Below are 3,994 nucleotides of genomic sequence, written 5' to 3' on the forward strand. Positions count from 1 at the left end.
AAAGGAGTTATTATGGCTGGTGATATTCAGGTGAATCTACGCATTCCGCCCGATCTGAAACAAAAACTCTTAGAGCAAGCAGAGTTTAATGGGCGTTCTTTAAACCTAGAAATGAACTATCGCTTGGTCAATTCATTCTCCACACCCAATGACAGCTATGCAGACATCATGCAAAAGCTAGATGAAATTGTTGCTCGCCATCATAAAACCAAGCGATTAGGTGCAGTTCAAGAACGATTAAACACAGCCTTATTTGAATTGAGCAAGGTGCCAATGGTGCGACAGCTATCGCCTGCGCGTATCGCTTATGATTTGGGTTATGAAAGAGCTGATGAAGTGATTCGTTGGTTTGATGGTGATCTTGAGCCAACTTTTATGCAGCTTAAACAACTGGCGGACTATCTAGGATGCGATGCCGAATGGCTAATGTTTGATGAAAAAAAGCCTTATCCAATCAAAAACCAAGACATGAGCCGTTTTGATACCGTCCAGTCTATTGTGGAGTTTTGTTTTGAGCCGGAAGTGGGGTTTGATGCAGTTCAAAAGGTATTTTTTATTCGAAATGACAGTGCTACTGGTGATGTATTGATCATCAAGCAGTTTAGCCACAAGCATGCCCAGGTGTACACTACCAATATTCATCTTAGTAATGTGGTTGGTGCTACAGGTGCTAGAATACAAGCTTTGTTTGTGTTGGCACTCAAAGATATTTGTAAACATGGTGAGTATAAACACCAAGCCATGAGCTACCTATTTGACGCAGCTGTCTGTGAACAGCTAAAACAAGGTGTGGAGCATCCACTTAAGCTGACTGCACGAGCAACCTTTACTCCATGGATGGATGACATCTGGGATCGACATACATTTGATAAACAAGGTGCGGATTACTACTGGCACGGCTATCGGGATGTCTGCTTTAGAGTGCAGGCATATATCAATGAAGATCCCAAGCTAAGAGACATGTATCCCTAAACCGCTTTATCAAGAACAAAAACCACCATCAAAAAAGATGGTGGCGGGGTTGGTTGGGTTGTTGCCCTGTTTGAGTAACAACACCTTTTGCAATCGCGTTGTTAAACTTCTTTTGTATATCAGGAGATGGTTTATTCCATATAGCCCTATTTACCCAGCCACTTGGTGCACAACACTCCGCATTATGCACCCATACACCCAATCTACCGACATGGTAGGCGTGGAAATTGTCTACTTCCATGTTGTAGACGGTGTCGGTGTGGTTTATAATAAATAATTATTTTATATTCAGAATAATTGCACCATAAAAATATCCATTTTATTATTATAGTGTTATTTATAAAAATAAATTTAACTAAATAGATAAATTGTAATATAATTTAATTTTCATGATTTTATACTCCAATTACATATATTCCATCATATTCATTAATTTGAAATATGTTTATAAAATCAATAACATATTCAATAAATTTTTTGAAATTAATTTTATTAGTATTTAAAAATTCAACACAATCCTCATCTAACCAAGAATAATTTAAGTTATTTATATTATTTTGATTGATTTTATCAAGTCTATAATTTAGTCTTTTTATTATACATTCAATATCTTGTTTATCATGAAAGTTAACACCCCAATGATAATAATTATATTTTTCATTATTATCACAATAGCACAAACTAAAGTCATCTTGAATTAATGAAAATAAATCCTCATTTATAACTAACGATTTTTTATAAATAATCTCTTTGTTAACTGAGTAGCAAATTTGAAAATTTAATCCGCCAACTTGTTTGTTGGATGTGTAAAAATTAAAATCTATCATGTGCAATCCTATTGTTTTCCAAAAGAAATAATGCTACCATCAGGAGCTATATCTATATATTTACCATTCTTCTTATATCTAATAACGCCGTTAGTTTCTCCAGCAACAGGTGATTTGGTAGCACCTCTTAAGTTTTGTTTAAAAGCCTCTGCCTTTCTTAGGTATTGCTCTATGGTTTCTGCTCCAACTTCTGCACCATGTTTGTTAAAATGTGCCTGCAATGAAGCCATGCTATCATTATAACTTCCTTTTCCCCAAATACCCACATTAAGATCACAACACTGTGCATTATGCACCCATACACCCAATCTGCCTACATGATAGGTGTGGAAGTTGTCTACTTCTATGTTGTAGACGGTGTCGGTGTGGTTTGGAATTAGGTATTGACTTAGTACTTCAACTTCTTGATTGTTTCTATCAAGCAGTATCATGCCTTGTTCTAGTAAGGAAGCTTTTAGCCAGCCAGTCTCTTTAATCCAAAATGGGTGTTCTGCTGTGGTTTCTAGGGTTTCTATGTCTCCTTGGTTGTTCTTAACCGTTACTTGGAAAATCGGTTGGTCAGGGGTGGCTTTGGTGGCAATGACAGGGTGATAGCCATATTCTAAGGTGATGTCATTACGAGACCAAATCAGTTCACCTCCTGTAAAGGTTTCAACGGCTTTTAGCCCTTCGGATGTCTCAATGAGTGTGCCTGCGGTGAAGCAGACGGTACCATTGCTACAGGTGGCTTTGGTTTGGGTGGCTTTGGGTGTTGCGGTAACTTGTGATTTAGCCTGCTTAACTGCCTGTGCAGATGTCCCTACACCCTTTGTTGAACTTCCAACCGAAACTCCAATTCCACCAGTCCCAAACACATCAATCGCTAATTGCAGATTGGTGGCAGTGGCTTCTGACAACCCTTGTGATTTTAAAAACTTAACAAATGCAGTTGGGTCTTGTTGGCTTAATGGTCTTCCAATATTGCCCGAACCAGTTACAATATGATCTACCGAGCTTGTAAAACCTGCCGATCCCGCCACAGCTGCTGCATAACAGCCAAAGCCAGCAGTTTGAGCACAGGCATAAGTCGTTCCTGCAATCGATCCTCCTGCACCAGCCACTCCACCAGCTACTTCTAAAGCTGGCAAAAGATACATATTTAAGATGCTACGGTCTTTTGCATTAAACTGAGCAACCTTGTTGTTAAAATATCTCTCCAAAACTGCAGGATTGTCTCTTAAGAGTATAATAGTTCTATCTCTAAGATCTGGATAGTTTAGTGCAACATAACCACTATCTGCAAATTTTATCATATTATCAACGATGCTATTACAGTTTGCAGAAGTCTGAATACAATTAGCATTAAAATACGAAATATTGCTATCATAAAGACGCTTTACCTCGGATCGCGACTTACCCTGCATGGCTGACAAGGGAACATAAGCATTTCCCTCAATCCCCACTTTCCCCACTTCTCCAGCACTCAATGCACTACCAACATCACCAGTTGCACCATAGGTGGTTGCTGCTATGGCTAAGCTTAGAATGCTTGTTATAGTATCTTTTTGCTCTTGGCTAAGTTCACTTGGGTCTTTGGTTCCATATAGGTAATTTGACAGTACTGGGGCGACAGCTTCATTGGTTGCACCTGATATTGCTCCTGTTGTGATGTCATTGCCCGTGGCATAACTTACTGCAGCACCTAGTATGGCATGAGCCAGTAGATGATTGGCTGATTGTTCTTCTGGTCTATTACCACCATCAATTTCATTTTTAAGTTTAGGGGCTGTACTAGAATAACAACCATGTTATACTAGTTTTATGAAGATAACCCATTGTAAACTAAGTAAAAAAGTTCAAAAAAGACTACTTGAGTTTTTTGTACTTGAAGTTACTGCTAGAAGTGCAGCTGATTTACTGGGTATTCACCCTAATTCAGCAGCCCTTTTTTACCACAAAATCCGCCTTGTGATAGAATATCACTTAGCTCTTGAAGCCAACACTGTTTTTGACGGTGAAGTAGAGCTTGATGAAAGTTACTTCGGCGGTATTCGTAAAGGCAAACGTGGTCGTGGTGCAGCTGGTAAAACTGCTGTATTTGGTTTATTAAAACGCAATGATAAAGTTTACACTGTTGTTGTTAAAGATACTAAGACAAATACACTAATGCCAATTATCACAAGTAAAATCAAGCCTGATAGCATTGTCTACACAGA

At 38.5% G+C, this 3,994-nt stretch carries 4 protein-coding genes; 2 read left to right on the plus strand and 2 right to left on the minus strand.

Going from position 1 to position 3,994, the window contains the following annotated elements; genetic code table 11:
* Positions 1–972: Arc family DNA-binding protein (locus B0181_RS01670; RefSeq protein WP_078275767.1), on the plus strand; the 972-nt coding region annotated here is incomplete at its 5' end.
* A 395-nt stretch (positions 973–1,367) separates the two neighbouring features.
* Here the strand turns inward: B0181_RS01670 and B0181_RS01675 are convergent.
* Complete coding sequence (locus B0181_RS01675; RefSeq protein ID WP_078275768.1) at positions 1,368–1,799, minus strand: hypothetical protein; 432 nt, start codon at positions 1,797–1,799, stop codon at positions 1,368–1,370.
* Positions 1,800–1,807: 8 nt separating this feature from the next.
* On the minus strand, positions 1,808–3,265 hold the full coding sequence (locus tag B0181_RS01680; protein ID WP_115338128.1) for a polymorphic toxin-type HINT domain-containing protein: 1,458 nt from the start codon (positions 3,263–3,265) through the stop codon (positions 1,808–1,810).
* 334 nt (positions 3,266–3,599) lie between these two features.
* Here B0181_RS01680 and B0181_RS01685 point away from each other — a divergent pair.
* Positions 3,600–3,994 (plus strand): IS1595 family transposase (locus B0181_RS01685; RefSeq protein WP_143821559.1); only part of this gene is annotated, 395 nt, incomplete at its 3' end.

Source organism: Moraxella caviae (assembly GCF_002014985.1).
GTDB lineage: Bacteria > Pseudomonadota > Gammaproteobacteria > Pseudomonadales > Moraxellaceae > Moraxella > Moraxella caviae.

What these genes read in the sequence shown, in the direction of transcription:
- B0181_RS01675 (WP_078275768.1), bottom strand. Translation starts at nt 1,799, where the DNA reads ATGATAGATTTTAATTTTTACACATCCAACAAACAAGTTGGCGGATTA.